At 45.0% G+C, this 15,789-nt stretch carries 18 protein-coding genes; 9 read left to right on the forward strand and 9 right to left on the reverse strand.

What is annotated here, in order from left to right; all coding sequences use genetic code 11:
- Positions 1-89 precede the first annotated feature (89 nt).
- The gene (locus tag CUJ83_RS09050) at positions 90-1,406 is read left to right on the forward strand and encodes an alkaline phosphatase family protein (protein WP_230741980.1); all 1,317 of its coding nucleotides are present in this window, start codon (positions 90-92) and stop codon (positions 1,404-1,406) included.
- Positions 1,407-1,414: 8 nt separating this feature from the next.
- On the opposite strand, the gene CUJ83_RS09055 is transcribed toward CUJ83_RS09050, so the two are convergent.
- A complete protein-coding gene (locus CUJ83_RS09055) occupies positions 1,415-2,248 on the reverse strand; it encodes a 2-amino-3,7-dideoxy-D-threo-hept-6-ulosonate synthase (RefSeq protein WP_230741981.1) in 834 nt (277 codons plus the stop codon).
- 365 nt (positions 2,249-2,613) lie between these two features.
- Here CUJ83_RS09055 and CUJ83_RS09060 point away from each other — a divergent pair, with 365 nt between their 5' ends.
- Positions 2,614-3,996: a rhodanese-like domain-containing protein gene (locus tag CUJ83_RS09060; RefSeq protein WP_230741982.1), complete on the forward strand. Its 1,383-nt coding sequence runs from the start codon at positions 2,614-2,616 to the stop codon at positions 3,994-3,996.
- A 336-nt stretch (positions 3,997-4,332) separates the two neighbouring features.
- On the opposite strand, the gene CUJ83_RS09065 is transcribed toward CUJ83_RS09060, so the two are convergent.
- Entirely contained in the window at positions 4,333-4,620 is a 288-nt protein-coding gene (locus CUJ83_RS09065; RefSeq protein ID WP_230741983.1) for a phosphoribosyl-ATP diphosphatase, read from the reverse strand.
- A 1-nt stretch (position 4,621) separates the two neighbouring features.
- Complete coding sequence (locus CUJ83_RS09070; RefSeq protein WP_230741984.1) at positions 4,622-5,461, reverse strand: CBS domain-containing ParB/RepB/Spo0J family partition protein; 840 nt, start codon at positions 5,459-5,461, stop codon at positions 4,622-4,624.
- A gap of 99 nt (positions 5,462-5,560) precedes the next feature.
- Between CUJ83_RS09070 and CUJ83_RS09075 the strand changes: the two genes are divergently transcribed.
- Complete coding sequence (locus CUJ83_RS09075) at positions 5,561-5,827, forward strand: YhbY family RNA-binding protein (protein ID WP_230741985.1); 267 nt, start codon at positions 5,561-5,563, stop codon at positions 5,825-5,827.
- A gap of 1,129 nt (positions 5,828-6,956) precedes the next feature.
- On the opposite strand, the gene CUJ83_RS09080 is transcribed toward CUJ83_RS09075, so the two are convergent.
- The 3 genes from CUJ83_RS09080 to CUJ83_RS09090 form a co-directional block, all read right to left on the reverse strand.
- A complete protein-coding gene (locus CUJ83_RS09080; RefSeq protein WP_230741986.1) occupies positions 6,957-7,571 on the reverse strand; it encodes a cyclase family protein in 615 nt (204 codons plus the stop codon).
- Positions 7,572-8,522 (reverse strand): carbohydrate kinase family protein, encoded by a 951-nt coding sequence (locus CUJ83_RS09085; protein WP_230741987.1) that lies wholly within the window; start codon positions 8,520-8,522, stop codon positions 7,572-7,574.
- A gap of 245 nt (positions 8,523-8,767) precedes the next feature.
- A complete protein-coding gene (locus CUJ83_RS09090; RefSeq protein WP_230741988.1) occupies positions 8,768-8,938 on the reverse strand; it encodes a hypothetical protein in 171 nt (56 codons plus the stop codon).
- Positions 8,939-9,163: 225 nt separating this feature from the next.
- On the opposite strand from CUJ83_RS09090, the gene CUJ83_RS09095 reads away from it, so the two are divergent.
- Entirely contained in the window at positions 9,164-9,793 is a 630-nt protein-coding gene (locus tag CUJ83_RS09095; RefSeq protein ID WP_230741989.1) for a hypothetical protein, read from the forward strand.
- A 3-nt stretch (positions 9,794-9,796) separates the two neighbouring features.
- Here the strand turns inward: CUJ83_RS09095 and CUJ83_RS09100 are convergent, their stop codons facing one another.
- The 3 genes from CUJ83_RS09100 to CUJ83_RS15705 all read right to left on the reverse strand — a co-directional run bounded on the left by CUJ83_RS09100 (position 9,797) and on the right by CUJ83_RS15705 (position 11,825).
- On the reverse strand, positions 9,797-10,006 hold the full coding sequence (locus CUJ83_RS09100; protein ID WP_230741990.1) for a hypothetical protein: 210 nt from the start codon (positions 10,004-10,006) through the stop codon (positions 9,797-9,799).
- A 341-nt stretch (positions 10,007-10,347) separates the two neighbouring features.
- A complete protein-coding gene (locus CUJ83_RS09105) occupies positions 10,348-11,379 on the reverse strand; it encodes a Coenzyme F420 hydrogenase/dehydrogenase, beta subunit C-terminal domain (RefSeq protein WP_230741991.1) in 1,032 nt (343 codons plus the stop codon).
- 314 nt (positions 11,380-11,693) lie between these two features.
- On the reverse strand, positions 11,694-11,825 hold the full coding sequence (locus tag CUJ83_RS15705; RefSeq protein ID WP_255668461.1) for a hypothetical protein: 132 nt from the start codon (positions 11,823-11,825) through the stop codon (positions 11,694-11,696).
- A gap of 343 nt (positions 11,826-12,168) precedes the next feature.
- Here CUJ83_RS15705 and CUJ83_RS09110 point away from each other — a divergent pair, with 343 nt between their 5' ends.
- From CUJ83_RS09110 to CUJ83_RS09130, 5 genes are all read left to right on the forward strand, one after another.
- Complete coding sequence (locus CUJ83_RS09110) at positions 12,169-12,819, forward strand: LysE family translocator (RefSeq protein ID WP_230741992.1); 651 nt, start codon at positions 12,169-12,171, stop codon at positions 12,817-12,819.
- Positions 12,820-12,901: 82 nt separating this feature from the next.
- Positions 12,902-13,537: a class I SAM-dependent methyltransferase gene (locus tag CUJ83_RS09115; RefSeq protein ID WP_230741993.1), complete on the forward strand. Its 636-nt coding sequence runs from the start codon at positions 12,902-12,904 to the stop codon at positions 13,535-13,537.
- Positions 13,538-13,605: 68 nt separating this feature from the next.
- Positions 13,606-14,496 (forward strand): PhzF family phenazine biosynthesis protein, encoded by an 891-nt coding sequence (locus tag CUJ83_RS09120; RefSeq protein WP_230742164.1) that lies wholly within the window; start codon positions 13,606-13,608, stop codon positions 14,494-14,496.
- Positions 14,496-14,951 (forward strand): C-GCAxxG-C-C family protein, encoded by a 456-nt coding sequence (locus tag CUJ83_RS09125; RefSeq protein WP_230741994.1) that lies wholly within the window; start codon positions 14,496-14,498, stop codon positions 14,949-14,951. The genes CUJ83_RS09120 and CUJ83_RS09125 overlap by 1 nt, the downstream gene beginning before the upstream one ends.
- Before the next feature lie 88 nt (positions 14,952-15,039).
- Positions 15,040-15,729 (forward strand): type 1 glutamine amidotransferase, encoded by a 690-nt coding sequence (locus tag CUJ83_RS09130; RefSeq protein ID WP_230741995.1) that lies wholly within the window; start codon positions 15,040-15,042, stop codon positions 15,727-15,729.
- The last annotated feature ends 60 nt before the right edge of the window (positions 15,730-15,789 follow it).

Consider the following 15,789-nt stretch of genomic DNA (forward strand, 5'->3'; position numbering starts at 1 on the left):
TTTCCTGTTAAAAATCTGGTCGCAAAAAATAGATTTAATTTCAAATATTTGATAAATATTAAATATCAATAAAATGAAATAAAGTATTCATGAATTATCGGGTATATATTCTAGTATTTATTTTTACCATCATTCTGCTACCAGCAGAAAGCTGCTCCCTTAGCAATACTGTTGTGATCATCATAGACGGGCTGGGGTCTTCATACATTTACCCTGAAAGAACGGCCTATTATGCCGATGGCGGACTTATTGACCCTGTCGAGCTTATATCTCTTCAAAATGCTCAGGCAAAGTATGAGCTAAAAGCGCCGGTCCCGAAGACCGAGATCGGCCATGCCGTGCTTGTGACCGGATATTCCGAAGCTACGTCTGAAGTAGTATCATATTATGACGCTACGATATTTGATGCGGCCAAAAAGAACGGATATATCAATATCGCTATAATGGAAAAAGGTGATAGCGACGAGATACTGGGCGAGCAGGATATTGCGGTCAGGGAAAAGAATAACTCTGTATTTAAGCCGCTTGTCGAATATGTTGAAAACGGCGGTAATGTTCCCGTTGAGTTATCCTATTTTATGAAAGGGTATCCGTATCTCGATAACGTCAGGCCAGGAAAGGACCCGTATTTTGCCTATGTTAGATATAATTCCTGGGCATTACAATTCGGAGCCGATGTTGTGGCATTTATGAATGAGACGCTTCAAGACCAAAAGTATCTTCTTACGATCAATGCAGGCGGACTTGATTCAGCAGGACACAGCCTGGGATCCGACGGGTATCGTGCTGTCATCAGCGGCATGGACATTGATATTCAGCGTCTTGTCGATATTTGTAAAAAGACAGATACCATACTTATCATAACCGGGGATCATGGTATGAGCTTTAAGCACGAAAGCTCAAAGGGGTCACATTCCTCGTTCGAAGTATGCTCAAGGGATGAAAGCGTTCTCGTCCCGTTCATTGTTTGTTCCGGCGGGGCATCGCCATGTATTGGGAATAAGCCTTACGGACAGGAATGCTTTGCACCTGCGATATTATCGCTGATGGGATGTCCGGATACCTTAAGCTTAAGTGATGGTGAAAAAATACCAGTCCTAAAAAGTCCTTCCATTTTTATCAATTCAAGGAGACCGGTTGAAATTACGGTCACGGGTCAGGATTATAGTAACACGGCTATTGTAGAGGGCATACATCGATTCGGCCCTCTCGAAAAAGGGATCTATACTATCCGGTATGGCGATGGACCGATCGTCATTGACCTGGCAAGCGATGAGCTTATCGATCTCGACAAGGTAAATACGGCTGAATACATTGAATCTCCATTGCCGGATTATCTGATACCTGCGATATTTTCCGGGATAGGTATCTTTATCGCCTTATTGGTGATACGTAAAAGGAAATGACGCGCCTATCATCTTAACGCCTCAATTTCTGCCCTGTGCATGCTCAAGACCGGGCCTATCAAATTTTCTTTTAGTATCTCGGATGCATCTTCGACAGACACTCCGTCAACGATCAAAGACCTTAACGCCGCTGTCATAAGGTCCGGTGTCTCATGCTGGAAAATATTCCTTCCCAGCGATATGCCGATAGCTCCCGCCGTCATGGCATCATCTACCATACGTAATACGTCGATGTCGTCCTCACACTTAGGCCCGCCAGCTATCACCACGGGGACCGGGCATGAATCCACAACCAGCTTCATGGACTTGATGTCTCCCGTGTACGGGCACTTAACGATATCCGCTCCAAGCTCTCCCGCTACCCTTGCCGCATGTGCTATTTCGAGCGGTGACGACGTTACGTTTTTCCCCCTGGCATAAGCCATTACCAGCAGAGGCATACCTGTCGCGTCGCAATCATCCGCGATCTTTCCCAGCTCTTCCATCATATCCGGCTCGGAGGCGGACCCGCCTATATTGACATGCACCGAAAGCGCATCGGCTCCCAGCCTCACGGCCTGGTCCACGCACGATACTATCACTTTTTTATTTTTATCCTCGGCATATTTTGTGCCCGCCGATATATGCATTATCATGCCGCACGAAGGCGGTGTCTTAAGGGACCTTATTATGCCTTTATGTACCAGCACAGCACTCGCGCCACCCCTTTCCACCAGGGATACCGCTCTATTCATATCAATTATGCCTGCGATAGGGCCTTCGCTTACGCCATGGTCCATAGGGACGATGACGGCTTTACCCGATCGCAATATTCTGTTCATTCTTACTGTCTTACCATCCATACCTGTCACTCCTATCAGTTATGGCATGGCTGGCGCTGTACATTTTCAAAACATGAGGAACATGGCACGCAGGTCATGAAGACTTCGAAAATGAGAGCGCAGGAAGCCATGCTCCTTATCAGAAGCTAAACCAATAGCTAAAGCTAAAGTTAAAAGCAAATGCATTGTTCGCTTTTAGTGCTATTGGATACATCTATTACCAGATATCCTGCACCATCATTATAAAGATTACTACCTTGTTGTATGAACATTGACGTAGTCCGCATGATGTGAATGCCGTATAATTCCACATAAGCCCGAAGTATTAATGTGAAAAAGGCGAGGCATCGATTTTAATGTCCCGATATTTTATTTATTTGATATTTATGATCTTTGAGAGGATAAAGTCCGAAGGTCTCGCCCACAACTCTTATTTCATCAGTTCAGGCAATGAGGCGGCAGTGATCGACCCCCGGCGTGATATTGACATTTACACGGATATTGCCCGTCGAAATTGTACTTCTATTAAATATATTTTCGAAACACATCGTAACGAGGACTATGTGATCGGCTCCACAGAGCTTAAAGCGGTGACGGGAGCAGCTATTTGCCACGGTAAAGGTCTTGATTTCAAATATGGTGACATATCGGTCAAAGAAGGAGATACTTTTGAGGTCGGAAGCTTAATGTTCAGATCCCTGGAAACACCAGGGCATACCCCCGAAAGCATAACCTATGTCCTTTATGAAAAGAGCGCTCCGAACTATCCGTTCATGGCCTTTACGGGTGACGTATTGTTTATCGGTAGTGTCGGAAGGACCGATCTCTGGAAGGATAAAGAGACCGCGTCCGGCATATTATATGATAGCATCATGAATAAGGTCCTACCGCTCGGGGACAGTGTCATAGTATGCCCTGCTCACGGGGCCGGATCAGTGTGCGGGCCGGGAATAAGCTCCCGCGAGCAAAGCACTGTCGGCTATGAAAAAGCTACTAACCCGTACCTGAAACTGAGCCGTGAGGAGTTCGTGGCAAAAAAGGTCGCAGAGCCTCTTGACGTGCCATATTACTTCAAGCGTATGGAGGCCTATAATAAAGACGGGCCTCCCGTAACAGGAGGGCCGCCTGCATGCGCCCCGATGGGCCCGGAAGAATTTAAGAGTCTATCTTCCGAAGGCATTATCATCGATACGCGAATGCCGCATGACTATGCCGCCCATATAGCCGGATCCTATAATATATGGCTTAAAGGCATGGCTTTATTCCCCGGCTGGATCGTCGATCATGTTAAGCCGATTTATCTCGTGACCGGGAGAGACGATGACGTTTTTGAGGCTGTTAAATATCTTTACAGGATAGGGCTCGAAAATGTAAAAGGATACCTGTGCGGCGGATTTACTGAATGGGTCGAAAAAGGCTATGATATTGAGTATGTGGGACTATTATCGGTCGACTCGCTGGCCGTGATGCTGGGCAAAGGAGATGTCGGGCTGCTAGATGTCCGTAGCGATATAGAATGGAATACAGGGCATATTAGGGAAGCCAGGCATATCTTCGTGGGAGAACTTGAGAGCAGGATCGGAGAAGTGCCTAAAGAAAAGCCGATAGCCTGTCTTTGCAGCACCGGCAGGCGTGCAAGCCTCGGCTCCAGTATCCTGAAAAGATCTGGCATCGGATCCGTCTATACGGTACTTGGCAGCATGAAGGCGTGGATGAATAAAGACTACCCTGTTGTCAACGAAAAACTAATGGAAAGAAAAGGCAAATGACAGGCTAAGCGGGGTGTCCCGTTTATTTGTTGGTTTAAATGATCATTGCCTTATCCGATAGTATGTGATATGACATGCTGTGCCTGAATGCGATGCATTCTCATCTCAAAGACTTAAAGAACACCTCAAAGAACTCAACGTTTCTCTTAAAATGCTTTGAGTCTTTTAGATGAACGTTAATTACACCAATGTACTGCCCGCTGGATCATATCCTTAACTACCTGTCGTATGATCTACGATCGAATTTATGGGATACACAACTAAAAAAGGATTAAAAAACGTGCTCAGGAAATAAAATAATAAAAAAAATATTGGCGCTGTTAATTCTTCGCCACCTTATTTTTTTCTCCTTTCAAACTCTTCGCGTATCTTCGCCAGAGGAATATCCTTTGAAGCTAACAGTATCATAGTATGGAATATAAGGTCCGCGCATTCGCTCACTATCTCTTCCTCTTTGCCGTTCTTGGCAGCTATGATGACTTCCGTCGCCTCTTCCCCTATCTTTTCAAGCACCTTATCCAGGCCTTTCCTGTGGTTGTATATAGACGATACGTATGAGCCTTCCTTCGGGTTCACCTTACGGTCATATATCACGGAGTATACTTCATCAAGGACATCGGACATCTTATCCACTTTCCACGCTCTTCTTTTCTATTTCCTCTAATGACCCTTTACTCTCTCTCATCATGAGCCTTTCCGTTATCTCGATGAGCGGATGCTTCGCATAGTCAAGTATCTCTATATCGTCCAGAGTCTTTAATCCTGCGTCCCTGGCAGACCTTTCCATGCCTAAAGGTATCTCTTTCGAAAGCTCAAGTATATAAGCGTCGATCTTTTTTACGCCTATCCGCTTTGCAGCGACGACCCTGTGATGCCCGTCGGCCAGTATCAAAACGTTACTTGGCTTCCGTATGACAATTATAGGCTCTGCAAGTCCCTTCTTAAGCTCGTATATCCTTCCTTCAAGCTCATCTGCGAAGACTTTGGATTGTGTCGGCTTGAGATCGTTGATGTCGACCTCTCCGCGAGTTACGGTGATACTTATATTATGCAGTGTCTCCAGCGTCTTTTTAAGCTTCCAGACCTTCTGCGGGTCCGCCCTCTCGATCTGTGAGCGTATGACGTCCGAGTTGGTTATGATCCCTACTAGCACCCCCGAGTCGTCTACGACAGGTAATTTACTTACACCAAGCCTGAATATGACCCTGGCCACTTCGTTGATCTCCATGCTGGGATGCGCTACAATTAGATTTTTGCTCATTACGTTCTTTATGAGCTCATCCGACTCACAAAGAAGCATGTCCAGAGAAGAGATGTATCCTTCGACCTTTCCGTCCCTTGTAACTGGAAAACCGTCATGGCCCGTCTCTCTTGTCAGTTTTATGACGTCCATTACCGTGTCATCAGGGGAGACGGTGATGACCTTGCCGGTCATATAGTCGCCTACTCTGAGTTTATCAGTCATGTTTTACCAGCATACTAATTGTTCTTATATGACATAATCTTATTGACAATTTTCACCGTAAATAATATCATAATGCCACCAGATATTATAAGCGGTAATATGTTAGATAAAAAGAGAGTTTTGGAGATGAGGGGACAGGCAGCAAACATTGAACCTGTTACCCAGATAGGCAAAAACGGCATCACCCCCTCTATCATCGAAGAGATCACGCGTCAGCTAAAGGATAACAAGCTCATCAAGATCAAGTTGTTAAAGAGCGCGGTCGAAGCGATGCCGCGTGAGGAGATCGCAAAGGAACTGGCGGAAAAGGCCGGTGCCGAGCTTATAGAGGTAAAGGGCAACACGGTCGTGCTGTTCAGAAGATAAAACCGTGTAAGGATACAAAAACGTTAAGGACAGACCATGTTGTCTGTCCCCAAATAATACTTCTATTTTGGGAAATGAATGGGGCAGAAATTTTTTTGATTACCATATAAAATATCTGAAATAAAAGTCCATACTTTTATTGCCACGAAGGCTACAAAGGGTCCACTATTTTTCACCACGAAATCTTTGATGAGCGGGTTCTTGCTCAGGTTTTAAGAATGAAAGAACGTGTCGTACCTACCGGTCTTTGAGATGAAGTTTTTTATGGTTGTGCCTGTCGGATGGCAGGTAGGCACGTAACCTCACAGAAACACGGAAACACAAATATTTTTTTATATGATATTTTAAGAGCTCAAAAAGCACTAAGAATTTACTCACTAAATCACAAAGGGCTCTAGTATCACCGTCAACGCTCTAACACCTCTAACGCTCGGCTCAACGCACTAACCTCTCTAAGTCACCAACGCTAAAACAAGACCCGAACATTCTCCAAGGGGCACGAAGGTCTGATTGCACGGTTGACGCTTACATGATCGATATACTCTTGTTGATGGATCAGGGATACACAAACCGGGATATTAAACCTTCGTGCCCTTGGAGAATGTTCGGGTCTTGTTTTAGCGTTAGTGACTTAGAGCACTTCGAGCATTAAGCCGAGCATTTGAGACTTTAGCGCGTTGACGGTGATACTAGAGCCCTTTGTGATTTGGTGAGCATTTTTTGTGATTTAGAGACCTTAAAAAATCATATAAAAAATTTTTGTGTTTCCGTGTTTCTGTGAGGTTATGTGTCCACCTGCCATCCGACAGGCACAACGCCAGAACTCGATCACAGAACAGATGTAATATGTCCATTTTAACTGAGACCATCTAAAAGTTTTTCATGGGAGCGCTCTATGGGCTCGAGGGTCCACTATTTTTCACCACGAAGCGCTCTATGGGCTCGAGGGTCCACAAATTTTTTTTAAAAATATGATAGCATTTAAAAAGAAGTCCTTTGTGAACCCTCGAGCCCGTCGCGCCCTTCGTGGTGGAAGCTGGTGGTCCTTGTTCGCCTTTGTAGTAGACAGGTTCTTGCAACTCGATTCTCCTGATAAGAAATTAGGATCGTTTTAAAAATATGGACTATATCACTCTTTTACCAGTATCGCTCTCGCAGGCGCCCCGTCACCGTACTGTATCTTTAATGGCAGGCATGCGAGAGTATACTCCCCCGGCTCGATGTCAGTCAGGTTCAATCCTTCGATCACCGTTACTTTTCCGCCCAGCAGGATCTTATGCACGGGCTCACCTGACTCAAAGCCGGCTATCGACAGATAATCAATGCCTACTGTCTTCACGCCATTATCGACCAGCCATGTTGCAGCGCTTTCATCGATATAGACATAATCTTTTACGAATTCCTGAGACTTCCAGAGCCCGGAATTTTTTGTCTTGAGGAGAATGATCTTTGACCGCGTATCACGGAGGTCATCTTTAGATATCACTTTATCGATATGTGTCAGATCGACCACTTCGGCTTTTCCGTACAGGTGGTCGAGGGGTATATCGTCAACTGTATATCCCCCGTGTATAAAATGTATCGGGGGGTCCACATGCGTCCCGGTATGGGTGCCCATGCACATCATGGATACGTTCGCCGGATCATCGGGCATCGACAGTATCCTTTTTATGTCGGGTGGCGGATCGCCCGGAAATACCGGCATCCCGTTATAATAGCTTACGGAGATGTCATAGATCTTCATCTATAATCCCTCATATCCCCTTTCCTTAAGGAATGCGTTAACCTGGTCTCTTGTCGCGTATGTAGACCATCCTACGCCGCCGACCTTTAAGGCTGCAGTGGCGCTGCCTATTATCGCGCACATCCTGAGGTCTTTTCCGCTGATATATGCGCTTATGAACCCTGCGTTAAAGTTATCTCCCGCACCGGTCGTATCAACCACTTTAACATCGAATGCAGGCACCATCTCCATCATGTCCTTACTGGCTATGAGGCTTCCGTTCCTCCCCATCTTGATGGCGGCGACCTTGATCCCCATACCAAGAAGTATATCGGCGACTTTCTCCGGCTTCATCGTCTCTTTTACGCCCAGTATCTTTCTGGCTTCATCGATATTCGGCACGAATATGTCCGTCTTTGGAAGAATATCAAATAACGGCTCCGTAGTCTCCTTAATAAATCCCATGGGGTCCCATCCCGTATCAAAAGACACCTTTATGCCTGCCCTGTGAAGCACATCTATAAGGCTGCTATAGTCCGGCCTCAGGCTTTCGAGCAAATAGTATGAGGGCAGATGGACAATGTCCGCCTCTATTTTTGAAATGTCTATGTCGTTTATGTTAAAAGTGCTGTTCTCTCCCCTGAAACTGATAAACGATCTTTCGATACCCTCGACGATCGCTACAGTGACGCCAGTCTTATTATTTGTGAGCTTGACGTTCTTTGTGTTAACCTTGTTATCCTCTAATTCAATGAGGACATAGGAGCCGAAGACATCGTCGCCTACTTTTCCGAAAAGCCGGATGTCCATACCAAGCCTTGCACAGGATAATGCAAAGTTCGCAGAACAGCCTCCTCCGTGCACCTCAAAGTTGTCGGTCACGACCTGCTTTCCAAGAGCGGGCATTTTATCTATTCTGGTTATAAGGTCGACGTTAACGTCGCCTATAGTGGCTATCCTGGGTTTTGGCACGTTTAATAATATATATTAAAAGAAAATAAATTTACCTGTGTTATTGTGATGATAAAATCAAAGAGATTATTCATTCATCTCTATAATTTTTGGTTTTGCAAAAAGATCTTAACTCCCCATAAGGCCATCGCGCCTTCGACCCTCCCAAATCTCCGACGCTTTATTCGCATAAAAGGCCTTATGAGGAGTTCTTATAATGGTGATAAGGCGAATTGCTCTTTGAATATAGATCTATACCGGGAACATTATGTCTTAATGAATCTTACGACATAGAATGCTTCGCATTTACACTGGCACTTACAGTTCTCATCAGTGTTGCTGACACAATATGATCCGTCAATAAGTGGCACTATAGGCGAACTTATGGTCGCCGTCCTTATCCTGCCGCAGTCCCTGCACTGGATCTCCAATTCCATTGAAACCATCTGATCAATTCCTCTATAACGACATACTATTAAGTAGTAATTAATTATGTTGGTCTTAAGTTAATTATAAAAGCTGTATATATGGGAATTATCCTGCCGGGCCAGCGGATGATGATACGGCCGATCCTTAAATGTGCAAATAAGTAGCCCTTACTCACTTATGGCTAACACTAATATATGGGCACTGACAATTATTGCGCTTATAAGGTGTTAAAAATGGAGTATAATGTCTTACTATTATATCTATTAGGGTTCCTGGGCCCGTTATTGATATATCTTACACGGTATGTCGCAAGGGGCAGGACGAAAGACATGACAAGGCTTTGGTTTGTCACGTTCTTCGCGTTCATCATTTTCTACTGGCTTGCCGGAAATGACTATATCATCAGTAACGTTGAGCCTATAGGATATGCGCTTTTATGGCCTGTAGTAGCGATATTGTCCTTCTGGGCCGTATTCAAGCTCACGGAAAAAGAGCCGTCTCCCATACCTTTCTTTGACTGGATGGTATCTTTCCTGATCGCCGCTCTGTTCGCTTTCCTGCTTGACGGCATCGCCGGAGCTATGGGATGGTACACGTATAATCCGGCCATGATAGACGCCACGGCCATTATGAACCCGATCAGCGGCACAAAAACGCCTGCTGTGATCCCGTTAATGCTTGGAATATTATTAATGGGCGTCCACTTCCTTGCGATGAAATTCCATACGATCCTTAAGGAAAAGATGAAAGTAAGCGAATCCTCGACAACATTACTTCTCTCAGGACTGGCAGTCATCCTCGGAGGGCTGTTGTGGATCGTTACGGAATTTGTGATGGGTGTGGCAAAAGAGATTTTCTTATAGGTATCAATAAACCTCAGGAAAGTCTTTTTTTCTTTTATTATTATCATCATCTAATCGCTGTTTTCTGAATTTGTGTTTACCTGTTCCTGAAAAAACTTCAGCTAAGTGCTGTGTTCCGTAATTTCTATAGCATATATGTAATTCATCTATGGTCAAATCCAATAAAAAGGCACCATGGGGCATTATATTCTCACCACGAAGTGCTCTAAGCAACTACTGGGCTCGAAGGTCCACTATTTTTCACCACGAAGCGCACGAAGGCGAGTAAGATGCACAAATTTTTTTATGTATATGCTAATCCTCCTGAAAAAGTCCTTTGTGTTCCCTTGTGCTCCTTTGTGCGCTTTGTGGTGGAAGCTGGTGGTCCTTGCTCGCCTTTGTGCGCTTTGTGGTGGAAGAGACGATAAAATAAAACTATGAACTAATAGGACACTTAACTAAGAACATTATCAAAGAAGCCAAAGACTAAAAGAGATTAGATAAATTATCTGAAGATAGGAAGAACAATAAAATTAAAAGAAAGCCATGAGTTCCATACTATGGCTCAAAGCTATCTATGCGATGTTATTTCTTTTTAGCTTTAATTTCCCGACCTTCTCGACGTCCTTCATGCTGACGCCTTCCTGCGTCTCGACAAGGCCGACATCAACTGCCGCGTTGAACAACCCTTTTCCTTCCACGGTCCTTATTATGACAGTGCTCGAGCCGGGTTTGCTGCCGACGCTACCGACAGATATGTCAGAATACTTTGAAGTGAAATCGGCACATGCGTGGCATCCGGGTTTTATATGGTATGCAAGACTCTGTAATGGTATCGACTTCACGTCCCCGCCTCGTAAGGTGACGGTAAGCTTACCTTCGCCTGCATTCATTTTCTCGATGTCCCACGATGATATGCCAAGCTTCGAAACTACTTCCGAGACCATTGAATCGCTGAATGACTCGAAACAGAATAAGCCGATAGTGAACCTTAGTTTTTTAGAGAACTTTTGAGCGTATTCATTTCCGGACTTTCTTAAAAGTCCCATCGCTTCTATCGCGCACGGTGTTCCCACTAACGCCACGTTCCTTATGGACGGGTCTTCTGCTATCTCTTTAAATGATTCAATGACAGCGTTGCTGTCATATTTGCTTCCTGCGGACCTTAAGACGTCATCTGCATCGTAGGCGACCATGGGATATGCTTTCTGCGCCCACCTGTCGCTTCCCATTACCAGGGCGCAGTCAATGAAATCCTCCTCAAGGGCCGTTATCAATAAGGACGATACTACTCCGCCGTTTTGTGAACGCGAGTTCTCCAACAGGGACCTGGCGCTTAAAATATCGATATGATCCCCTATGATCTCCGGTGACCTTAATGCTGTCATGTTTGCCGGTGTTCTCGGGCATATGTCCATGCATACCTTACAGTCAACGCACGGGGTGATCTGATACGGCCTGTTCAGCTCTTCATCGTATGCGATCGTGTTTGATGGACATATGGTTAAACATGCACGGCATCCCGCGCACACATCCTTGTTCCATACAGTGTTCTCTAATTCCTGGACCGGGAGGATCACCGGTTTTGAAGAAGCATTTTCTAGCATTTGCGCCACCTTTAAATATGAATACCGTAGGTAGTTCTATTCCTACTTGACTGTGTTGGTATATAATTCTTCGTATCATCAATGACCGTGTATTTTTAACTTATATGATCCGATGGGATACTGATTCGGAAAACGCTCTCAGATAGTTCTCGGTAACTTGAAGTTACTTGATATGGCCTTTAATCATGATCGTTAATCTAAAATTAGCATTAAATGAGCAATTATTTATGATCCTATTAATGTCAGCCCTTTCATTAGTAATAAATAGCGCACCAGGCCGGTCAGCGACCCGGTGCCCGTATCCTCATACCTCTTTATTTGCTTCTGCAAACCTCAAGCTTTGCTCCGCAAATGTTGCATGTTCCCTGTTCAGTGCAGGATGGCTGATGCGGTACTTCTTTGCCACATATGCCACATTTTTCCATTGAACCTTTTCTCTCTTTCATATTGCTCACACTCACCATAAATAGCCACAATTATGCTAATAAAACTTTAACACGATAATTTACGGGTTGTTTTTTTGTTTTACGTTGATTTATATGTTTAATTCAGGGCGTAATGATATAACAAAAATGAAGCGGGAATAATGGCCGGTGAGGCATGTATTAAGTGGAGTTATCCTCTCGGGCTTGACTCGAGGTTTGCTCTTCTTGTAAAATACCTATGGTATTATGACAATAACTGTTTATACTATTAGCCATTATGACCTTAATAATTGCCCGTCGCTAACATAAATGGCTACAGGAAAAGCCATTATCATGTTTACCGGGTGATCGGCAGGTAAAGTGTATGGCAATGATGTTTGATCTTCTGGTGATAGGTGTCCTTGTCGGGTTTTTCATAGCGGCGCCGCTCGGGCCCATAAGCATAATCTGTATCCGCCGTACCCTTGCCGAAGGAAGGCTTTCGGGATTTGCGGCAGGACTTGGGGTGGCTACTGCAGATACTATCTATGGCTGTATAGCCGGGTTCGGGATTACATTCATATCCGATCTTATTGTCACCGGGCACAGCGTACTCTATCTGATAAGCGCGATATTGCTATGCTATGTCGGGATAAGGATATTCACTTCATCACCGCCGGATATGGAAGCCGAGGTCAAGGGTAAAGGGCTGGCCAACGCTTATCTGTCGACGTTCTTGATAACGATCGTAAACCCCGTGACGATCATCGCTTTTCTGGCCGTGTTCGCCGGTATGGGGATTATCAATTCAAGTATGGACCATATATCCACGGCCATGATATTAGCAGGGATCTTTATTGGTTCTTTATCGTGGTGGCTTATATTGAGCCTGCTCGTAGGATACTTCCGGACAAGGCTTGATACCGGATGGCTTTTTAAATTAAACCGGCTGGCGGGCATGATAATCATAGGGTTCGGTATCGTCGCTTTCATCAGCATGTTCAACATTATGCCTCAACTTTCAAACCTTATTTAGGGTATAAGTTCTTTAGCGGCATGGAACTCATTAGCATGAAATCAACGGCAGCGATGTTGCCGGGGTCAATGGAACGATCTTTATGGATATGGAGAATTACTGGGATGACAGGTTTTCCGGCGAAGGGAAAATATGGGGCGATACCCCCAGCAGGACGGCTGTCTATGCAAGAGATCTATTCATTAACGATGATGTGAAAAGCGTTTTGGTACCGGGGGCGGGATATGGCAGGAACGCTTCTCTTTTCTATAATTCGGGATTTGACGTCACATGTATAGAGATCTCAAAAGAAGCCATAAATATGGGAAAAGAGGCATCTCCTGATCTTAAATTCATCCACGGCTCTGTGCTTGATATGCCTTGTTATGGCGTGCAATATGACGCGATATATTGCTTTAACGTATTGCATCTTCTATACAGAGATGACCGGATGGCGTTTATTAGAAAATGCCTCGACACTTTAAACGATGGCGGTTCGGTATTCTTTACTGTGTTTTCCGAGAAAGAAGGGAGCTATGGAAAAGGGGCGGAGATCGAGCCGGACACTTTTGAAAGTAAGCCGGGAAGGCCGGTACATTATTTTACCGACGACGACCTCAGGTCGCATTTTAAGGATTTCCGGGTATTAGAGACCGGCGTTATGGAAGACCATGAGGATCATGGCGAGGAAGGGCCTCATACTCATATACTAAGATATATCTATGCAAAGAGATCATAGTTTAATATCTTAAGGGCCGACTTTTAAAAATGCCCTCAACGTACTATGGAGTGTCTGTTTTGAACGATATGGCCGGAAAGTATCCTTTATACATTGTCGATGTGTTCGCCGAGAAAAAATATGCCGGTAACCAGCTGGCCGTCATCAGGAACGCAGGAACGCTTTCCGATGATATTATGCAGCGTATTGCGCAGGAGACAGGGTTTTCGGAGACTACCTTCATATTGTCGGATAAAAAAGAAAACGGCGGTTATAACGTGAGAATTTTTACCCCGGAAGAAGAGCTTCAGTTCGCAGGCCATCCGACGCTGGGAACTGCTTATATCATACGGGAACTCATCGAGGACGGCAAAACAGACCGTATATCGTTAAATATTAAAGTGGGGCAGATACCTGTCACTTTTATCCGGGATGATAATGGAGAAGAAATACTGTGGATGAAACAGATAGAGCCGGTGTTCGGCCAAAAATTCGCCCATAAAGTAATGAGCGAAGTACTGGGGCTAGATGAAGTAGAATTTGACGGGCGTTTTCCCGCAGAGGCTGTCTCGACCGGTTTACCGGTCATAATAGTCCCGCTTAAGACGCTGGATGCGGTAAGGAAAACAAAGATCAATAAGGAAAAATATCGCGAGCTAATCGGTGATAATTGTCCCTGTCTTATACTTGTGTTCGCGCCGGAAACATATGCCAGCTCGAATCACCTCAACGTTCGTGTATTGACCGTATTCGAAAAGATACCTGAAGACCCTGCCACGGGAAGCGCTAACGGATGCCTTGCCGGTTATCTGGTAAAGCATGAATATTTTGGTAAAGAAAAGATCGACATCCGTGTGGAACAGGGATATGAGATAGGCCGGCCTTCATTGTTGTATTTACGCTCGGAACGTGCCATGGAAAAAATTGATGTTAATGTAGGCGGAAAAGTAATATTCATCCTGAAAGGAGAATTGGTATAATGTCATATATTGCAGATAAAAATTGTCCGGAAGAAGCAGTCTCTACGTTTAATAACGGGTTTAATTGTGCCCAGGCAGTGATCTCCACGTACAGCGAGCGATACGGCCTTGAGAAGGAACTTGCTTTTAAGGTCTCATGCGCCTTCGGAGGCGGCATCTGCAGGACTGGGGATACATGCGGCGCAGTCACCGGCGCATTAATGGTACTGGGATTACAGTACGGCATGTCAAAAGCCGGGGACGATCAGAAGAAACAGGAAACCTATGCCCGGGCCGCAGAATTTATCGACCGGTTCAGGTCGCGGAACGGCTCAATAGTATGCAGGGATCTGCTGGGATGTGACATAAGCAAGCCTGAAGGGTCTAAAGCCGCAAAAGAGAACCGCCTGTTCGAGACGATATGCCCGAAAATGGTCAGGGACGCGGCCGAGATACTTGACGATATGCTCAAATGATCTTTTAATTTTTAAGATTTACATTTTTGTAATAAATCAGTATATATCATATTATTTACTAATAACCAGGTAAACACAGGTGTTATTGATGAGGTTACACTGTATACAGCATGTGCCTTTCGAAGGCCCCGCCAATCTTGAGCAATGGGCAAAAGCAAACGGTCATACATTCACAAAGACCGTACTGTATTATGACGAGGATTTCCCTAAGATGAACGAGTTCGACGTGCTGGCGATCCTCGGCGGTCCGCTTAACGTTTATGAGGAAAAGGATTATCCATGGCTGAAGAGGGAGAAAAAATTCATCAAGGACGCGATCGAATCGAAAAAGGCCGTTCTGGGAATATGCCTTGGAGCGCAGCTAATAGCCGATGCCCTGGGAGGAAAGATCACCGCCAATAAAGAAAAAGAGATCGGATGGTATCCTGTAACGCTTACCCCGGAGGCTAAAAAGTCGAAGGTATTCGGCAAGTTCCCGGAAAAGTTCATGGCGTTTCACTGGCATGGAGACACCTTCAGCATCCCGCCCGGCGCTGTCAGGATGGCACGGAGCGAAGCTTGCGAAAACCAGGCATTCGAGTATGGGGGTCATGTGTACGCTGTACAGTTCCACCTGGAGTCTTCGGATGACAGCATTAACAGGCTTGCGAAGAATTGCAGCGATGAGCTGGTGGACGGCAAATACATCCAGAAGAAAGAGGAAATGCTTTCGCAGGATAAATATCTTGAAGGAATATACGGTCTTATGAAAGTCCTGCTGGAAAATATATCAAAGTAAAATCCCTGGCCCGGCATCAATGTCGCAAAGCAAAGGATATTGATGTTGCCTGATTTTTTT

The sequence above is a fragment of the Methanooceanicella nereidis genome, assembly GCF_021023085.1.
GTDB lineage: Archaea > Halobacteriota > Methanocellia > Methanocellales > Methanocellaceae > Methanooceanicella > Methanooceanicella nereidis.

Coding starts and splice junctions, on each gene's coding strand:
- CUJ83_RS09050 (WP_230741980.1), top strand. CDS start 90: ATGAATTATCGGGTATATATTCTAGTATTTATTTTTACCATCATTCTG.
- CUJ83_RS09055 (WP_230741981.1), bottom strand. CDS start 2,248: ATGGATGGTAAGACAGTAAGAATGAACAGAATATTGCGATCGGGTAAA.
- CUJ83_RS09060 (WP_230741982.1), top strand. CDS start 2,614: ATGATCTTTGAGAGGATAAAGTCCGAAGGTCTCGCCCACAACTCTTAT.
- CUJ83_RS09065 (WP_230741983.1), bottom strand. CDS start 4,620: ATGTCCGATGTCCTTGATGAAGTATACTCCGTGATATATGACCGTAAG.
- CUJ83_RS09070 (WP_230741984.1), bottom strand. CDS start 5,461: ATGACTGATAAACTCAGAGTAGGCGACTATATGACCGGCAAGGTCATC.
- CUJ83_RS09075 (WP_230741985.1), top strand. CDS start 5,561: ATGTTAGATAAAAAGAGAGTTTTGGAGATGAGGGGACAGGCAGCAAAC.
- CUJ83_RS09080 (WP_230741986.1), bottom strand. CDS start 7,571: ATGAAGATCTATGACATCTCCGTAAGCTATTATAACGGGATGCCGGTA.
- CUJ83_RS09090 (WP_230741988.1), bottom strand. CDS start 8,938: ATGGAATTGGAGATCCAGTGCAGGGACTGCGGCAGGATAAGGACGGCG.
- CUJ83_RS09095 (WP_230741989.1), top strand. CDS start 9,164: ATGGAGTATAATGTCTTACTATTATATCTATTAGGGTTCCTGGGCCCG.
- CUJ83_RS09105 (WP_230741991.1), bottom strand. CDS start 11,379: ATGCTAGAAAATGCTTCTTCAAAACCGGTGATCCTCCCGGTCCAGGAA.
- CUJ83_RS15705 (WP_255668461.1), bottom strand. CDS start 11,825: ATGAAAGAGAGAAAAGGTTCAATGGAAAAATGTGGCATATGTGGCAAA.
- CUJ83_RS09110 (WP_230741992.1), top strand. CDS start 12,169: ATGGCAATGATGTTTGATCTTCTGGTGATAGGTGTCCTTGTCGGGTTT.
- CUJ83_RS09115 (WP_230741993.1), top strand. CDS start 12,902: ATGGATATGGAGAATTACTGGGATGACAGGTTTTCCGGCGAAGGGAAA.
- CUJ83_RS09120 (WP_230742164.1), top strand. CDS start 13,606: ATGGCCGGAAAGTATCCTTTATACATTGTCGATGTGTTCGCCGAGAAA.
- CUJ83_RS09125 (WP_230741994.1), top strand. CDS start 14,496: ATGTCATATATTGCAGATAAAAATTGTCCGGAAGAAGCAGTCTCTACG.
- CUJ83_RS09130 (WP_230741995.1), top strand. CDS start 15,040: ATGAGGTTACACTGTATACAGCATGTGCCTTTCGAAGGCCCCGCCAAT.